This is a genomic window from Methylobacterium oryzae (assembly GCF_021398735.1).
Classification (GTDB): domain Bacteria; phylum Pseudomonadota; class Alphaproteobacteria; order Rhizobiales; family Beijerinckiaceae; genus Methylobacterium.
The window spans coordinates 4,317,640-4,332,737 of sequence record NZ_CP090349.1 but is presented as its reverse complement, the minus strand read 5'-3'; the positions used below and the strand labels follow the sequence as shown (position 1 = coordinate 4,332,737).

At 72.5% G+C, this 15,098-nt stretch carries 18 protein-coding genes and 1 tRNA gene; 9 read left to right on the top strand and 10 right to left on the bottom strand.

Annotated elements, in window-relative coordinates; all coding sequences use genetic code 11:
* Both LXM90_RS20735 and LXM90_RS20730 read left to right on the top strand, forming a co-directional pair.
* Positions 1 to 804: a thiazole synthase gene (locus tag LXM90_RS20735; RefSeq protein WP_020093525.1), complete on the top strand. Its 804-nt coding sequence runs from the start codon at positions 1 to 3 to the stop codon at positions 802 to 804.
* Positions 801 to 1,457, top strand: coding sequence for a thiamine phosphate synthase (locus tag LXM90_RS20730; protein ID WP_026604987.1), 657 nt, complete (start codon positions 801 to 803; stop codon positions 1,455 to 1,457). The genes LXM90_RS20735 and LXM90_RS20730 overlap by 4 nt, the downstream gene beginning before the upstream one ends.
* 58 nt (positions 1,458 to 1,515) lie before the next feature.
* Here LXM90_RS20730 and LXM90_RS20725 read toward each other — a convergent pair whose 3' ends face one another.
* The 6 genes from LXM90_RS20725 to map form a co-directional block, all read right to left on the bottom strand.
* Complete coding sequence (locus LXM90_RS20725) at positions 1,516 to 2,268, bottom strand: peptidase (protein WP_020093523.1); 753 nt, start codon at positions 2,266 to 2,268, stop codon at positions 1,516 to 1,518.
* A 44-nt stretch (positions 2,269 to 2,312) separates the two neighbouring features.
* The gene (locus LXM90_RS20720) at positions 2,313 to 3,140 is read right to left on the bottom strand and encodes a transglutaminase family protein (protein WP_020093522.1); all 828 of its coding nucleotides are present in this window, start codon (positions 3,138 to 3,140) and stop codon (positions 2,313 to 2,315) included.
* A gap of 21 nt (positions 3,141 to 3,161) precedes the next feature.
* The gene (locus LXM90_RS20715) at positions 3,162 to 4,109 is read right to left on the bottom strand and encodes an alpha-E domain-containing protein (RefSeq protein WP_020093521.1); all 948 of its coding nucleotides are present in this window, start codon (positions 4,107 to 4,109) and stop codon (positions 3,162 to 3,164) included.
* A gap of 65 nt (positions 4,110 to 4,174) precedes the next feature.
* Positions 4,175 to 5,608: a circularly permuted type 2 ATP-grasp protein gene (locus LXM90_RS20710; protein WP_020093520.1), complete on the bottom strand. Its 1,434-nt coding sequence runs from the start codon at positions 5,606 to 5,608 to the stop codon at positions 4,175 to 4,177.
* 96 nt (positions 5,609 to 5,704) lie between these two features.
* On the bottom strand, positions 5,705 to 6,451 hold the full coding sequence (gene radC, locus LXM90_RS20705; RefSeq protein WP_020093519.1) for a RadC family protein: 747 nt from the start codon (positions 6,449 to 6,451) through the stop codon (positions 5,705 to 5,707).
* A gap of 6 nt (positions 6,452 to 6,457) precedes the next feature.
* Positions 6,458 to 7,285: a type I methionyl aminopeptidase gene (map, locus tag LXM90_RS20700; protein WP_012317593.1), complete on the bottom strand. Its 828-nt coding sequence runs from the start codon at positions 7,283 to 7,285 to the stop codon at positions 6,458 to 6,460.
* Between the two features lie 200 nt (positions 7,286 to 7,485).
* Here map and LXM90_RS20695 point away from each other — a divergent pair, with 200 nt between their 5' ends.
* From LXM90_RS20695 to LXM90_RS20675, 5 genes are all read left to right on the top strand, one after another.
* Positions 7,486 to 7,743: a zinc-finger domain-containing protein gene (locus tag LXM90_RS20695; protein WP_020093518.1), complete on the top strand. Its 258-nt coding sequence runs from the start codon at positions 7,486 to 7,488 to the stop codon at positions 7,741 to 7,743.
* Between the two features lie 12 nt (positions 7,744 to 7,755).
* A complete protein-coding gene (locus tag LXM90_RS20690; RefSeq protein WP_042674994.1) occupies positions 7,756 to 8,949 on the top strand; it encodes an FAD-dependent monooxygenase in 1,194 nt (397 codons plus the stop codon).
* Positions 8,950 to 8,982: 33 nt separating this feature from the next.
* Positions 8,983 to 9,069: transfer RNA gene (locus tag LXM90_RS20685), tRNA-Leu, on the top strand.
* 25 nt (positions 9,070 to 9,094) lie between these two features.
* On the top strand, positions 9,095 to 9,277 hold the full coding sequence (locus LXM90_RS20680) for a hypothetical protein (RefSeq protein ID WP_020093516.1): 183 nt from the start codon (positions 9,095 to 9,097) through the stop codon (positions 9,275 to 9,277).
* Positions 9,278 to 9,379: 102 nt separating this feature from the next.
* Positions 9,380 to 9,628 carry a hypothetical protein gene (locus LXM90_RS20675; protein ID WP_020093515.1) on the top strand — a complete coding sequence of 83 codons (249 nt, stop codon included), beginning with the start codon at positions 9,380 to 9,382 and terminating at the stop codon, positions 9,626 to 9,628.
* On the opposite strand, the gene LXM90_RS20670 is transcribed toward LXM90_RS20675, so the two are convergent.
* The 4 genes from LXM90_RS20670 to LXM90_RS20655 all read right to left on the bottom strand — a co-directional run bounded on the left by LXM90_RS20670 (position 9,618) and on the right by LXM90_RS20655 (position 11,940).
* Entirely contained in the window at positions 9,618 to 10,316 is a 699-nt protein-coding gene (locus LXM90_RS20670) for a YoaK family protein (protein ID WP_020093514.1), read from the bottom strand. The genes LXM90_RS20675 and LXM90_RS20670 overlap by 11 nt on opposite strands.
* A 113-nt stretch (positions 10,317 to 10,429) precedes the next feature.
* Positions 10,430 to 10,801 (bottom strand): hypothetical protein, encoded by a 372-nt coding sequence (locus LXM90_RS20665; protein ID WP_020093513.1) that lies wholly within the window; start codon positions 10,799 to 10,801, stop codon positions 10,430 to 10,432.
* A 107-nt stretch (positions 10,802 to 10,908) separates the two neighbouring features.
* Positions 10,909 to 11,142, bottom strand: coding sequence for a hypothetical protein (locus tag LXM90_RS20660; protein ID WP_020093512.1), 234 nt, complete (start codon positions 11,140 to 11,142; stop codon positions 10,909 to 10,911).
* A 150-nt stretch (positions 11,143 to 11,292) separates the two neighbouring features.
* A complete protein-coding gene (locus LXM90_RS20655; RefSeq protein WP_234081030.1) occupies positions 11,293 to 11,940 on the bottom strand; it encodes a carboxymuconolactone decarboxylase family protein in 648 nt (215 codons plus the stop codon).
* A 185-nt stretch (positions 11,941 to 12,125) separates the two neighbouring features.
* On the opposite strand from LXM90_RS20655, the gene hrpB reads away from it, so the two are divergent.
* On the top strand, positions 12,126 to 14,591 hold the full coding sequence (hrpB, locus tag LXM90_RS20650) for an ATP-dependent helicase HrpB (protein ID WP_026604985.1): 2,466 nt from the start codon (positions 12,126 to 12,128) through the stop codon (positions 14,589 to 14,591).
* Between the two features lie 41 nt (positions 14,592 to 14,632).
* A complete protein-coding gene (locus tag LXM90_RS20645) occupies positions 14,633 to 15,073 on the top strand; it encodes a PaaI family thioesterase (RefSeq protein ID WP_020093509.1) in 441 nt (146 codons plus the stop codon).
* Positions 15,074 to 15,098: the final 25 nt, after the last annotated feature.

Below are 15,098 nucleotides of genomic sequence, written 5' to 3'. Positions count from 1 at the left end.
ATGGACCAGAGTCACTTGCCGCCGCGCCCCGAGGGCGGGGATGACAGCCTGACCATCGCCGGGGTGAGGCTGTCGTCCCGGCTGTTCATCGGCACCGCCGGCTACCCGACGCAGGCGATCATGCGCGACGCCGTCGCGGCGAGCGGCGCCGACGTGGTCACCGCCTCGATCCGCCGGGTCTCGCTGCAGGGCCACGGCTCGGACACGGTCAAGATCCTGAAGGGCAAGCGCTTCCTGCCGAACACCGCCGGCTGCGAGACGGCCCGGGACGCGATCATGACCGCCGAGCTCGCCCGCGAGGCGCTCGACACCAACTGGATCAAGGTCGAGGTGATCGGCGACCGCGAGACGCTCTACCCGGACGTGATGGAGCTGATCGAGGCCTGCCGCCATCTCGTGGACGACGGCTTCGTCGTGCTGCCCTACTGCAACGACGACCCGATCGTGTGCCAGCGCCTGGAGGATCTCGGCTGCGCCGCGGTGATGCCCATGGGCTCGCTGATCGGCTCCGGGATGGGTGTCGCCAATCCGGCCAACCTGGAGCTGATCTGCCGCCGGGCGACAGTGCCGGTGGTGGTCGATGCCGGCATCGGCACCGCATCGGACGCGGTGATCGCCATGGAGCTCGGCGCCTCCGCCTGCCTGATCAACACCGCCGTGGCCAAGGCCGACGATCCGGTGCGGATGGCTCGCGCCATGGGCCGGGCCGTGGAGGCCGGGCGCGACGCCCACCGCGCCGGGCGGATCCCCCGCCGCGGCCGGGCCGAGCCGTCGAGCCCGCAGCTCGGCCTCGTCGGCTCGTGAGGGCGTTGCCGTCGCCGCTGCTCGCGGTGACGGACCGGCACGGGCATCCGCGGCCCCTCGCCGAGACCGTGCAGGCGGTCCTCGACGGCGGCGGGCGCTGGATCTGGTTCCGCGACCGGGACCTAGAGGCGGATGCCCGCCTGCGCCTCGGTGCGCGCGTGGCCGAGCGCGTGCGGGCCGCGAACGGCGTCCTGACGGTCGGAGGCGATGTCGCGCTCGCGCGCGCCCTCGGTGCCGACGGCGTGCATCTCGGCGGCGGCTCGGGACCGGAGGCGATCGCGGCGGCGCGGGCGGCACTCGGTCCGCTCGCGCTGATCGGCGTCTCGGCCCACGCGCCGCGCGAGGCTGCGGCTGCCGCGCAGGCCGGCGCCGATTACGTGACCCTCAGCCCGATCTACACGACCGCGAGCAAGCCCGGCTACGGGCCGGCGCTCGGGTCCGAGGGGATCGCCGCCGCGCGGGCGGCGGGCCTGCCGATCGTGGCCCTGGGCGGTGTCGGGCCCGAGATGATCGGGGCCTGTCGCGCGGCGGGGGCTGCGGGCTTCGCCGTCATGGGTGGCCCGATGCGCGCCCTGAATCCGGCCGACGCGACCCGGGCGCTCCTGAAGGCCTGGGGCGCAGCGGAGTCTTCAGCGGCTCGGACAGCCACGTAGAAATCTGCCCCCGTCCCGGCGAGCGCAGCGGAGCAAGACGGCCGATGCTGTAGTTGCCCTAGGCGTTGGACGGTCCGTAGGGCGGGCGCGGGATCGCCCGGTGCGCCGCGCGCAGCGCAGCCGACCAGCGCTCGCGCAGATCGTGGAAGTAGCCCTCGCCGGCCTCGATCCGGTGGTTCACCTCGAGCGTCAGCGCGTTCCGGCGAGCGACCGCGATGTCGATCGGCAGGCCGACGCCCAGATTGGAGCGCATGGTCGAATCCATCGAGACCAGGCTCACCTTGAGGGCGTCGTAGAGGTCGGTCGTGTACTTCACGGCGCGGTCGAGGATCGGCTTGCCGTACTTGTGCTCACCGATCTGGAGGAACGGCGCGTCGGTGCTGCACTCGATGAAATTGCCGGCGGAGTAGATCAGGTACAGCCGCATCTCGCCGGTGCCGATCTGGCCGCCGAACAGCAGCGAGATCGAGAACCGGATATTGGCCGCCTCGAACCCGTCCTTCTCGATGGCGCGCACCCGCCGGATGGCCCGGCCGATCAGCTGCGCCGCCTGGAACATCGTCGGCGCCTCGACGAGCTTCTGCGGCGGCTCACCCTCCTCCTCGCCGGGCACGCCCTCCTGGAGCAGGCTGAGCACCGACTGGGTGATCGAGAGGTTGCCCGCGGAGGCGAGCATCATCACCCGCTCGCCCGGCACGTTGAAATGGTGGAGCTTGCGGTAGGTCGAGATGTCGTCGAGCCCCGCATTGGTGCGGGTATCGGCGACCATGACCAGCCCTTCCTCCACCAGGACACCGACGCAGTAGGTCATCGTTTTCGGGCTCTCGTGCGGTCGGCGGACCGGGGTCGGGACGGTCAGGATTGAGCGGCGGCCCTGCCTTGCTCGACCCGGAGCTTCACGTCCAGTGTCTCGGTGCCACCGCCGGTCCGGCTGCCGCGGATCGGCGCCGCCCCGAGATAGTCCAGGCCGGTGGCGACGCGGATGTAGTTGTCCGTCGGGCTGACATCGTAGCACGGGTCGAACGCCACCCAGCCGAGATCCGGCACCAGGGCCTCGACCCAGCCGTGGGGCGCCTCGACATCCGCCTGCCCGTCCTCCCGGGCCCGGTAGCCGGCGACGTAGCGCGCCGGGATGCCGATGTGGCGGGCGGCGGCGATGAGCACGTGGGCGAGATCCTGGCAGATCCCGCGGCCCGCCGCGAACGCCTTGCCGGCCGGCACCGCGCCGCTCGCGGGACCGGGCTCGTGGGCCACAGCACCGTGGACCGCCCCCATCAGCCGGTGGAGTCGGGCCAAGGTCGCACCGTCGTCCTCGGCGGCGACGCGCTCCGCGAAAGCGTGCAGCTCCGGGCTCGCGGCGCACAGGTCCGTGTCGCGCAGGTAGAACTCGTCCGGCAGGCGCTCCACCGTGCCGCGCACGACGCCGTGTGTGTCGTCGGTGTCGACCTCGCCGGTGACCCGGATGGTCAGGGCGTCGGCCGGCTCGTCCGGGGTGAACCAGTGGACGACGTTGCCGAACCCGTCCTCGCGGGCGGTCAGCCGCCCGTCGACGGTGGTGTCGATCCGCCACCCGCGGACGTACTGCCCATCATGGTCGCGCGGCGTCAGCCGCAGGACCTGCACGAGCCCGCGGGCGGGCTGCTCGTACGTGTAGATGGTCTCGTGAACCACGCGGATGCGCATGCGCCGTCCTGTCCGTCCTGTTCAGCCGACCAGATACTGCTTCGCGATCGCCTCGCCCACCTTGTTGTTCTCGGCGATGAACGCCTCGACGAACTCGTGCAGCCCGGTGGCGAAGACCCGGTCGATATCCTCGCCCTCCAGCTTCGCCAACATGTTTCCGGCGAGGCGCTGGCTCGGGCCCCGGCGGCCGTAGGCGTCGGCGATCAGGTCGAGATACTCGACGATCACGCCGTAGCAGTTCGCGAAGGAGCGCGGCATCTGCTTGTTGAGCATCAGGAGGTCGGCCACCAGCAGCGGCTTGATGCTCTCCCGGTAGACCCAGTGGTAGGCGTTGAACGCCGACACTTCGCGCAGGATCGTGGTCCACTGGAAGTAGTCGAGGCTGCCGCCCACCGTCTCGTCGTGCGGCAGCAGGATCTGGTACTTCACGTCGAGGATGCGGGCGGTGTTGTCCGCCCGCTCGATCGCCGTGCCGAGCCGGGTGAACCAGAAGGCGTCGTTGCGCAGCATCGTCCGGAACGCCGAGCCGTCGAAGGTCAGCGAGACGGTCTTCACCCAGTCGAGGAAGCGGCCGAACTCGTCGCGGTTCAGGTCCTTGCCGGCGTAGTTGCGCAGCTCCAGCCACGCGCCGTTGATCGCGTCCCACATCTCGGTGGTGAGCGCCGTGCGGACCGAGCGGGCATTCTCGCGGGCCGCCTCGATGCAGGAACGGATCGAGGAGGGGTTGTGCGGGCTGAAGGCCAGGAAGTCGCAGACCGTGTCGGCGTTGATCGCGCTGTAATGGGTCTTGAACGCGTCGGGGTCGCCGGCGGAGGCGAGGGCCGATTCCCACTCGTTGCTCCCGCCGCCGCCGTAGCTCGTCGGCAGCGACGCGAATCGGTGCGCCGCGTCGAGGATGCGGGCGACGAAGTCGGCGCGCTCGACGTAGCGGGAGAGCCAGAAGAGGTTGTCGGCAGTCCTGGAGAGCATCGGTCTTCAGCCAAGTCGTGCGGACCACGGTGTCCGCGCCTCGGAACGTCCGGATATCGCGGAGCTCAGGCGTCGAGCACCCAGGTATCCTTGGTGCCACCGCCCTGGCTGGAATTGACCACCAGGGAGCCTTCCTTCAGCGCCACCCGGGTCAGGCCGCCCGGAACGATGCGGATCTTGTCGGCCCCGCACAGCACGAAGGGCCGCAGGTCGACGTGGCGGGGCGCGACGCCCGAGGCCACGAAGGTCGGGCAGGTGGAGAGCGACAGGGTCGGCTGGGCGATGAACCCGTCCGGGGCGTGCTTGAGCTTCTTGGCGAAGTCGTCGAGCTCGCGCTTGCTGGCATGCGGCCCGACCAGCATCCCGTAGCCGCCCGAGCCGTTGACCTCCTTCACCACCAGGTCGGACAGGTTGTCCATCACGTACGCGAACGCGTCCTTCTCGCGGCACCGATAGGTCGGCACGTTGTGCAGGATCGGCTCCTCGCCGGTGAAGAACTTCACGATCTCCGGCATGTAGCTGTAGACCGCCTTGTCGTCCGAGATGCCGGTCCCGACCGCGTTGGCGAGGGTGACCGAGCCGCGCTCGTAGGCGTTCATCAGGCCGGGCACGCCGAGCACCGAGTCCGGGCGGAAGACCAGCGGGTCGAGGAAGTCGTCGTCGAGGCGGCGGTAGATGACGTCGACCTTCCGCGGCCCCTCGGTGGTGCGCATGTAGACGACGTCGTCCTTGGTGAAGAGGTCGGACGCCTCCACCAGTTCGACGCCGAGCTTGTCGGCCAGGAACGAGTGCTCGTAGAACGCGGAATTGTAGCGTCCGGGGGTCAGCAGCACGACGGTCGGGTCCCGGGTCGCCGAGCCCGGCGCGAGGCTGCGCAGGGTGGCGAGCAGGGCGTCCGGGTAGTTCTCCACCGGCGCGACCCGGTGCTTCGAGAACAGGTCCGGAAACAGGCGCAGCATGACCTCCCGGTTCTCCAGCATGTAGGAGACGCCCGACGGGATGCGGGCGTTGTCCTCCAGCACGAAGAAGTCGTTCTCGCCGGTCCGGACGATGTCGATGCCGGCGATGTGCACGTAGAGGTCGTGCGGCACGCGGAAGGACCGCATCTCCATGCGGTAATGGGCGTTGCGGTAGACGAGGTCGGCCGGGATGATGCCGGCCTTGATGCATTCCTGGGCGCCGTAGATGTCCTTGAGGAACAGGTTGATGGCGGTGACCCGCTGCGTCAGCCCGCGCTCCAGGAAGGCCCATTCCGGCTTGGTGATCACCCGGGGGATGATGTCGAACGGGATCAGCCGCTCGGTCGACTCGTTGTCGCCGTAGACCGCGAAGGTGATGCCGATCCGGCGGAACAGCAGCTCGGCCTGGCTGCGGCGGGTGTTGAAATGCTCGGGCGGCGTGGAGTCGAGCCAGGCCTTGAGCTGGCCGTAGGCGTCGCGGACGGCCGCCGGATCGGCCGCGCCGATCCCGTTCATCTCGTCGAAGGCCGTCACCGCCATCTCGCTCCTCCCGTACGCTCCCGCTCTTGAGGCAAGAGGCGCGCCACCCGATCATGGCTATATCCGCGGGCGATAACGCTCAAGGAGGCCGGAGGATCAGATCAACTTCAGGCCTTTCAGGCTGGCGTGACCGTTTCGGCCGAGGATCACGTGGTCGTGGACCACGATCTTGAGCGGCGCCAGGACGGCCACGATCTCGCGGGTCATCGCCACGTCGGCCGCCGACGGGGCCGGGTCGCCGGACGGGTGGTTGTGGGCCAGGATGATGGCCGTCGCCGACAGTTCGAGCGCCCGGCGGGCGACCTCGCGCGGGTAGACCGGCGTGTGGTCGACGGTGCCGCGCCCTTGCACCTCGTCGGCGATGAGGTGGTTGCGCTTGTCGAGAAAGAGGACGCGGAACTCCTCGCGCGGGGCGAACGCCATGGTGGCGCGCAGGTACTCGTGCAGGGCGCTCCACGAGCCCAGGAGCGCGCGCTCGCGGATCGCGCCCCGGGCCAGCCGCCGCGCCGCGGCCTCGATCACCTTGAGGTCGGACGCGACCCCGGCGCTCACGCCCTCCACTTCCATGAGCCGCGCCGGCTCGGCGCTGACCACCTCGGCGAAGCTGCCGAACCGGGCGACCAGCGCCTTGGCGAGGGGCTTCACGTCGCGCCGGGGAATCGCCCGGAACAGGACGAGCTCCAGCAGCTCGTAATCGGGCAGCGCGTCGGGCCCCGCGGCGGAGAACTTCTCCCGCAGGCGGTCGCGGTGGCCGTGGTAGTGCGGCGTCTCCTTCTCGACCGGCGACGGGGCGGCGCTGTCGGCGAACAGCCCCGCCTCACCGTCGTCCTGCCGCTCGGGCACGGCCGGTCAGGCGGCCGGGTTGACGGGCTGGTGCAGCCCCTTCGGCGAGATCGTGAAGATCTCGACGCCGGTCTCGGTGACACCGACCGTGTGCTCGAACTGGGCGGAGAGCGAGCGGTCGCGGGTCACGGCGGTCCAGCCGTCGCCCAGGACCTTCACGGCGGGCCGGCCCAGATTGATCATCGGCTCGATCGTGAAGAACTGGCCGGGTTTGAACGGCACGTCGTAGCTGGCCTCGACGTAGTGCAGGATCGTGGGCGCGTCGTGGTAGGTGCGCCCGAGGCCGTGGCCGCAGAAATCGCGCACCACCGAGCAGCGCTCGCCCTCGGCGTAGGACTGGATCGCCCGGCCGATGTCGTTGGTCGATCCGCCGGGCTTCACGGCGGCGACGCCCCGCATCAGCGCCTCGTAGGTGATCTCGCACAGGCGCTGGGCCTTGCGCGGCACCTCGCCGACATAGGCCATCCGGCTCGAATCACCGTGCCAGCCGTCGAGGATCAGGCAGATGTCGAGGTTGACGATGTCGCCCTCGCGCAGCGGCTTGTCGTTGGGGATGCCGTGGCAGACCACGTGGTTGATCGAGGTGCAGATCGACTTCGGATAGCCGCGGTAGAGCAGCGAGGCCGGATAGGCGCCGTGGTCCATGGCGAAGGTGTAGGCGAGCTTGTCGAGTTCCTCGGTGGTGACGCCGGGCTGCGTCGCCTCCATCAGCAGGTCGAGGGCCTCGGCGGTGAGCCGACCCGCCCGGCGCATGCCCTCGAAACCCTCGGGACCGTGGATCGGCGGTTCCGGGGCGCGGCGCGCACCCTGCGCACTGGCCTGTTCCTGCTGCATGATCGGGACTTTTTTCGCGGCGGCGTCAATCGGGCTTCGCCCTATGTACGGCGCGGGGCCCGGGAGTCCAAGCCGCATCGGTCGTAGGTCGGGCGAGGCTTGCGCCGGTCGCGGGGCTGGCGGCATAAGCGGCCGCGAGACGCCCGGGAGCGCGCTGGCAGATTCGCCGCGCGGTCAGTCGCGGGGCAGGCGAGGGCCGGATGGCAGGCAAGGCGGTACCGCACTTCCACAACGAGCCGGGCGTGCCGGTGATCACCGTGGGCGTGAAGGAGTTCATGTGCATCGGCGCGCTGCCGCCGTTCGACCACCCGCACGTGTTCCTCGACATGGGCGCCGACAGCGAAATCATCTGCCAGTACTGCTCGACGCTCTACCGCTACCGGGCCGGCCTGAAGGCCGACGAGGCGGAGCCGCAGGCCTGCGTGTGGCGGGACGACGCCAAGGTCGCGGCGGAGTAGGCGCCGCCCACCGTGCCTTCTGGCAGTCCATCTCTGCGGATCGGGATCGTCGGGGCCGGGATCGGCGGCCTGACGGCGGCGCTGGCGCTGTCGGATGCCGGCCACGCCGTCACGGTGATCGAGCGCCGGACCGGCTTCAGCGAGGTCGGGGCCGGGATCCAGATCTCGCCCAACGCGAGCCGGGTTCTGGCAGGCCTCGGGCTCTCGGCGGCCCTGCGCCGGGCGGCGAGCGAGCCGCCGGCGGTCGAGGTGCGGGCCCTTGACAGCGGCCGCCGCATCGGCGGCGTGGCGCTCGGCGCGCAGGCGCAGAGCCGCTTCGGCGCGCCCTACTACGTGATCCACCGCGCCGACCTGCAGACGCTGCTGCTCGACGCGCTCCGGAGCCGCTCGACCATCCGCCTGATGATGGGGCGCACCGTCACGGCCGTGTCCCAGACGACGTCCGAGGCCGTCCTCACCGTCGAGGGCGCGAGCGGGGCCCAACCGGTCGCCTTCGACCTCGCGATCGGCGCGGACGGGCTGAGGTCCCGGCTGCGCGCGCATCTCGATTCGGCGCCGCTCCGCCCGGGTCAGGCCGCGGCGTGGCGCGCGCTCATCCCGATGGAGGCGGTCCCGCAGGACCTGCGCGGCGGCGCCACCGGCCTGTGGCTCGGCCGCGGCCGGCACGTGGTGCACTACCCGGTGCGGGACGGCCAGTTCCTCAACGTGGTGGCGGTGGTGCCCGAGGCGGTGGGCGACGAGGGCTGGGGCCGGCTCGGGGAGCCGGCCGTGCTGCGCGGGCACCTGCGCGGCAGCGCCGCGCCGCTGCGCGATCTCCTGAGCCTGCCGGATTCCTGGCTGGTCTGGTCGCTCGCCGACCGGGCCGTGGCGCGCCCGCTCGCCCGCGACCGGCTCGCGCTGATCGGCGATGCCGGCCACCCGGTGCTGCCCTATCTCGCGCAGGGGGCCGCCCTGGCGATCGAGGACGCCGCGATCCTCACGCGCGCCCTCGCAGACAACGCCGACGTTCCGGCCGCGCTCGCGGCGTATTCGGGCGCGCGGACCGCACGGGTGCGACGGGTTCAGAAAGCGGCGCGGAGCAACGGCCGGACCTACCACGCCGGCGGCGTGGTGGCGTTCCTGCGCAACGCCGTGATGGCCCGTCTCGGCCCGGACGGCATGCGCGACCGCTACGCCTGGCTGTACGGTTGGACGCCCCCCGCTTGATCGGACCCGCCGCCCCCGCTACCGAGGGTGCATGCGGACGTGGCGGAACCGGTAGACGCACGAGACTTAAAATCTTGCGGCCGCGAGGCCGTGCGGGTTCGAGTCCCGCCGTCCGCACCAGCACGCAGCGCGACGCCGGACCGGGATGCCGGAGGGGAATGGCGTGGTCTACGTGCTCATCATCATGCTCGCCGGCTCGGGCTCCGCGATCGGATCGGTCGAGTTCAACACGAAGCAGGCCTGCGAGGCCGCCGCGAAGCAGATCGCCGAGGCGGAGCGGCCCTACGGCGGCGCCTCTCCGGTGACCGTGTGCGCGCCGAAGGGGTGAGGCGGACGCGGCGGCCGTCGCGCCGGATGGATTGCATTTGAGCGATCGCCGAAACCGGCCCTTGTCGTGTCCCTGCCAGAGTGGCGGCGGGGAGATTCCGGTATGATCGACGCCCTTCAGACCGCCGCCACCGGCATGACCCGGGCCACCGACCGGCTCGGGAGAGCGGCCGAGACCATCGCGGCGAGCGGCGCGCCCACCGGCGACGCGACACTGCCGCCGGCCGCGCAGGTGGACCTGTCGGGCGCCGCGCTGGACCTGATCGGGTCGCGGTCGGCCTTCGCGCTGAACGCCGCGGTGGCGCGCTCCGCCGACCGCATGATGGGTCAGCTCCTCGACGTCACCGCCTGAGCGCCGGGAGGGCGAGGCCGGCCAGGATCGCGGCCGCCGCGAAGAGCAGGGCCACGCCGACGAGGCGGTAGGCCACGACCCCCACCACACCGCCCGCCAGGAAGGCGCCGACGGTCAGCAGGTACAGCCGCAGCCGCTCCGGATCGTGGGGCTTGAGTGGATCCGCGCCGGATGGGCCGCGGTCCAGCCAGCGCGCGAGTTCGATGCCGATGTCGGTGATCATGCCGGTCACGTGCGTGGTCCGCACCCGCGATTCGGAGATCTTGGTCACGGCCGCGTTCTGAAGGCCCAGGACGAAGCTCAGGCCGAGTACCAGGGCGTGGCTCCGCGCCGGCTCGTGGAGCGGCAGCACGACCAGGCCGACGGCGACGAGGAGGATCGCCTCCGCGCAGACCCCGTAGGCGTAGGCGCCCGGTCGGTGCCCGCGACGGCGGCGACGGATGAGCAGCGTCGCGGTGGCGGCGCCGAGCACGAACAGGACGACGAGCAGACCGGCTTGCAGGGCGAGGAGCAGGTCGCCCGTGCCGGTCCTGTCCGAGATGGCCGAGACGTTCCCGGTCATGTTCGAGGCGTAGAGGCCCACCGCGTAGAAGCCGGCGGTGTTCAGCGCGCCGGCCACCCCGGCGAGGGAGAGGGCGAGCGCCCTGTCGGCCTCGGGGGTACGCGTCTCGCCTTCGTGGACCAGCATGGACCCGTCGATGACCCGTCGGTGGGGTGCCGGAAACCCGATTCGGTCGGCGCCGCCACCGTCTTAAGCCACGCGCCCGGGCGCCGTCACGGCGCCCGGGCGCAACCCCCGGCTCACCAGCCGCGATAGCCGTAGCCGCCCTCGTAATCCCCGCCCCAGTGGCGGGCGGGGCCGTAGCCGACCGGGACCCGCTCGTAGGTCACGGTCCGGCGGGTGGCGTAGACCGGCGCGTCCTCCTCGTAGACGCGGTAGACCGGGGGCCGCCGCACGACCACGGGAGCCGGGGCGTAGCCGTAATCCGCGTATCCGTAGCCGTAGCCGGGCGCCGCGTGGGCCTGGGTCGCGGCGCCGATCAGGGCGCCGGCCGCGAGGCCGCCGATGATGCCGGCCGCGATGGCGCCGCCGCCGCGGGCCTCGGCGGCGGTGGAGGCCAGGGTGCCCGCGCCGATCAGCGCGGCGGCCGAGAGCAGAGCGATGCGTGTCATGACCTGTCTCCGGTGGGTGCGGGGAGCGCCTGCGGCGCCCCGGATCACACGAGGGACAATGCCGCGCCCGCGCTGCACCGATGCTGAAGCCGGCCTGCAGCCACGGTTCAGCTTGCCGGTCCGGCCTCCGTGTCGGGGGCGGTGCGGATGTAGCCTCGGGAGATCAGGCGACTGCGCTCGCGCGTGCGCCGCTCGGCCTCCATCAGGTCGGACAGGGCGTCGGCGATCGCGCAGCGCAGGGCGATCCCGGCATCGCCGCCCGCGAAGCCGAGATACGCGGTGCTGATCGCCTCGACGGGGCATACGTGATCGTCGCGCTGGGCCAGGACCTGGGTCAGCATCGGGTTCTCCTTCGTCGCGTCCGGGAACGAAAAGAGAACAGGCCATAAGGGTTAACGTTCCGTCAACGGAGGCCGGGCCGGCCGCGCGTGACCGGCCAAACCCTGTGGACAACGCAGTTTCCGCTGCCGGACGACTGTGGATAAGCCGGCTCACTCGGGCATGCGCGGCAGCGGCTTGCCGTCGGCGGGAATCGGGTAGCGGGCCGCGTTCAGCTCCATCGCCAGGAACGTGTAGTAGCCGGAGATCGCCGCCAGATCGACGACGCCGGGCTTGCCGAACCGGGCCTCGGCGCGGGCGAAGGTCGCGTCGGAGACGCGCTTCGTGTCCTGGAGCTCGGCGGTGAAATCGTACACGAGGGTCTCGTCGTCGCTCATCTTCGCCGGCCGGCGGCCGTCGCGGATCGCCGCGATGATGTCGGCGGAGATGCCGGCCTTCTCGGCGATCGGCGCGTGGACGTACCACTCGTAGTCCTGCGTCCAGCGGCGGGCGGTCATCAGGATCACCAGCTCCGAGAGCGTGGTGCCGATCTTCGGCTTGAAGCGGAGGTAGTCGCCCATCGACCGGGCGAGCATCATCACCTCCGGCGAGTACATGAGCGGCTCGAACGGCCCGAAGGGCGGCTTGCCGCGCGCCTGCGCGAAGGCCTCGGCCGCCTGCTTCTGCTCGGGCGTGTAGTCCTGGGGCGGGATGGTCGGCAGCCGGTCCTGCGCCCGCGCCGCCACGGTCGCCAGCGGGGTCGCCAGCGGCAGGGCCAGGGCGAGGGCGGCCAGAGTCAGCGCGCGGCGGCGGAGGGTCATCGTTTCGCTCCCGTTGGATCTGTGCAGTCGCGCCGCACGATCGCGGCGGCGCCGCGCGGCCACCAGGGCCCGGGGCGGCAAGCCCGTGTCGAATCGCGCGCGGCGTCACGGGAATGCCGGACGCGTCGCGGTCCCGGGCCCGGCCCGGTTGCGCTCGGCGCCGCACCGCGCCATCAGCGGCCGCGATGGCCGGTCCCGCACCCGTGCTGCCGATCGAGGCGGCGCTCCCCGATCTGCGCCGCGCGCTCGCCGCGCGGAACGCCGCCGTCCTGGTGGCGCCCCCCGGCGCCGGCAAGACGACGCGCGTGCCCCTCGACCTGCTCGCGGTGCCCTGGCTTGACGGGCGCAAGATCGTCCTGCTGGAGCCGCGCCGCCTCGCGGCCCGGGCCGCCGCCGCGCGGATGGCCCAGACTTTGGGCGAACCGGTCGGCGGCACGGTCGGCCTGCGGGTCCGCCTCGGCTCGAAGATCTCGGGCCGCACGCGGATCGAGGTCGTCACCGAGGGTGTCTTCACCCGGATGATCCTGGACGATCCGGAACTGTCCGGGGTCGGAGCCGTCCTGTTCGACGAGTTCCACGAGCGCTCCCTCGACGCCGATCTCGGCCTCGCGCTGGCGCTCGACGCGCAGGGCGGCCTGCGGGAAGACCTGCGGATCCTCGTCATGTCGGCGACCCTCGACGGCGCCCGGGTCGCGCGGCTGATGGGCGACGCCCCGGTCGTGGCCTCCGAGGGGCGCGCCTTCCCGGTGGAGACCCGCTACGCGGAGCGCGATCCGAACCGGCGGATCGAGGACTCGGTCGCCGAGGTCACTTTGCGCGCCCTGCGGGCGGATCCGGGCTCGATCCTGGTGTTCCTGCCCGGGCAGGCCGAGATCCGCCGGACCGCCGACCTGCTGGCCGAGAAGGTCGGACCCGACGTGCAGCTCGCGCCGCTCTACGGCGCGCTGACGCCCGCCGAGCAGGACCGCGCCGTCGCGCCGGCCTCCGCCGGCACCCGGAAGGTCGTCCTCGCGACCAGCATCGCCGAGACCTCCCTGACCATCGAGGGCGTCCGGATCGTGGTCGATTCGGGGTTGGCGCGGGTCCCGGTCTACGAGCCGGGCCTCGGCCTGACCCGGCTGGTCACGGCCCGCGCCTCCCGCGCCTCGGTGGACCAGCGCCGGGGCCGCGCCGGCCGCACCGAGCCCGGCCTGTGCTGGCGGCTCTGGTCCGAGGCCGGCACCAACGCCCTGGAGCCGTTCACGCGGCCCGAGATCCTGTCGTCCGACCTCGCCGGGCTGCTCCTCGACTGCGCCGCCTGGGGCGTGACCGACCCGGGCGCGCTCGCCTTCCTCGACCCGCCGCCGGCGCCGGCCCTGGCGGAGGCCCGCGCCCTGCTGAGTGAGCTGGGCGCCCTCGACGCCGACGGCCGCCTGACGCCGGTCGGCGCGCGCCTGCGGGCGCTGCCGCTGCCGCCGCGGCTCGCCCGGATGGTGACGGTCGCGGCCGGTACCGGCCAGGCGCGGGCCGCGGCCGACCTCGCCGCCGTGCTGGTGGAGCGGGGCCTTGGGGGCGACGGGGTCGACCTCGACGACCGGGTCGAGCGCTTCCTCCGCGACCGGGGCGGGCGCGCCGCCGACATGCGCCGGCTCGCCGAGAACTGGGCCCGGAACGCCGGGGCCACCGGCCCCGCGAGCCCGGATGCCGGTCCGGCCGCCGCCGGGCCGCTCCTGGCACTCGCCTATCCCGACCGGGTCGCCCGGGCGCGCGGCCGCGAGGGCGAGTTCGTGATGGCGAGCGGTCGGGCCGGGCGCCTCGACCCGGCGAGCCCGCTCGCCCGCGAGACCCATCTGGTGGTCGCCGACCTCGCCGGATCGGCCGGGAACGCCCGGATCCTGGCCGCGGCGGCGATCGGCACTGAGGCGATCGAGCGCCTCTTCGCCGACCGGATCGAGTCGCGCACCGAGATCGCCTTCGATCCGCAGGCGGCCGCCCTGCGGGCGCGGGCGGTCCGGCGGCTCGGCGCGGTCAGTCTCGGGTCACGGCCGCTGCCGGTGCCGCCCGATACGGACAGCGCCGCGATCCTGGCGCGCGGCATCGCCGATCTCGGGATCGACCGCCTGCCGTGGACGCAGGCCCTGGCGCAGTGGCGGGCCCGGGTGACCTTCTTGCACGCCGCCGACGGCGTGGCTTGGCCCGACCTGTCGGACGACGCCCTGGCTCGCACCGCGGAGACGTGGCTGGCGCCTGCCCTAGTGGGGCGCGCCGCCCTGGCGTCGGTCACGGCGAGCGACCTCGCGGACGCCCTCCAGGCCCTGCTGCCCTGGGACCTGCGCGCGCGGCTCGACGCGGAGGCGCCGACCCATGTCGAGGTGCCGACCGGCTCCCGCATCCCGGTGGATTACACGGCCGAGGAACCGGCGCTGGCGGTCCGAGTCCAGGAGCTGTTCGGCCTCGACCGGCATCCCAGGGCCGGCGGCCGGCCGCTGGTCCTGCACCTGCTGTCGCCGGCCCAGCGGCCGATCCAGATCACGCGGGACCTGCCGGGCTTCTGGCGCGGTTCCTGGGCGGCGGTGCGGTCCGAGATGCGCGGGCGCTACCCGCGCCATCCCTGGCCGGAGGACCCGCTCAGCGAGGCCCCGACCCGCCGGGCCAAGCCCCGGGAAACCTGACAGCCGCCCTCCGAGACCCCGACACGAACGAGCCCGACGCGATGACGAACGACACGGATGCCCACGACCCCGCCGCCCACGACCCCTCCGCCGAAGGCTGGACGCCGGTGGAGGACAAGGGCTTCATCGCCCATGTCGGGCCGCTGCACGTCCGCGGCGCGGACGGCGCCTACGCCTTCCGGGCCGATCAGAAGCACGCCAACCTGATCGGCGTGGTCCACGGCGGCATGCTGATGAGCTTCGCCGACCGCGCCCTCGGCGAGACCGCGATGCGCGCCGCCGGGGGCGCCAACTGCGTGACCATCCAGCTGGAGATGAAGTTCATCGATGTCGGCCGACTCGGCGACTGGATCGAGATCCGGCCGCAGGTCGTCAAGCGCACGGGCTCCCTGGTGTTCATGCGCGGCGACGTCCGCGACGGCACACGTCTCCTCGCCTCGGCGGACGGCGTCTGGAAGATCCTGAGGCGCCGTCCCGATTGACCCGCGCAGGACGACGGTCCTAACC